The sequence below is a fragment of the Streptomyces morookaense genome, assembly GCF_013030945.1.
In the GTDB taxonomy this organism is placed as follows: domain Bacteria; phylum Actinomycetota; class Actinomycetes; order Streptomycetales; family Streptomycetaceae; genus Streptomyces; species Streptomyces morookaensis.
The window spans coordinates 1-512 of sequence record NZ_JABBXF010000215.1 but is presented as its reverse complement, the minus strand read 5'-3'; the positions used below and the strand labels follow the sequence as shown (position 1 = coordinate 512).

1 protein-coding gene is annotated in these 512 nt (G+C 64.1%); it reads left to right on the top strand.

What is annotated here, in order from left to right; all coding sequences use genetic code 11:
• Positions 1–121: 121 nt before the first annotated feature.
• Positions 122–355 (top strand): hypothetical protein, encoded by a 234-nt coding sequence (locus HG542_RS34225; RefSeq protein WP_171088339.1) that lies wholly within the window; start codon positions 122–124, stop codon positions 353–355.
• The last annotated feature ends 157 nt before the right edge of the window (positions 356–512 follow it).

Here is a 512-nt window from a genome sequence, read left to right as displayed (position 1 = left end):
GACAGATGATCCCGTCTCCCGGTTCCCGGGAGGCGGGATCGTTGCTGTTCCCGGGGGCCTCCGTGGCAGAATCGGACGTCCGGGTCCGGACGGGGCCGAAGGGGAGGGAACGGGCTGACCCATGGGTGCTCACAGCCGGAAGTGCGACTGGTGCGGCAGCGGGACGCCGATCGTGCGCGACATGGAACCGCTCAACTCCGCTTACCAGTACTGGTGCGTGGAGTGCGCGCGGGCGCTGATCATAAAGGGCGACCCCATCGAGACCTACCGCGAACTCGAGGGTGAACCGATCTACGGGCGGCTGCTCGACGAGCACTGCACCCTCAAACGCTTCTACTCCTTCGCCACGGCCTGACGCACGAGCCCGACGGGCAAAACGGACAAAAGCTGCCTCCCGTCAACCGATTTGGCAGATGGGGGGGAGGGCCGTGTAATGTAATCCATGTCGCCGGGGAGACCGCAAGGGAAACCGGCGGGAAAAACAAAACAAGGGGCTATAGCTCAGTTGGTAG

Excerpts from the sequence above, each read along its gene's own strand:
- HG542_RS34225 (WP_171088339.1), top strand. The coding sequence starts at position 122 with ATGGGTGCTCACAGCCGGAAGTGCGACTGGTGCGGCAGCGGGACGCCG.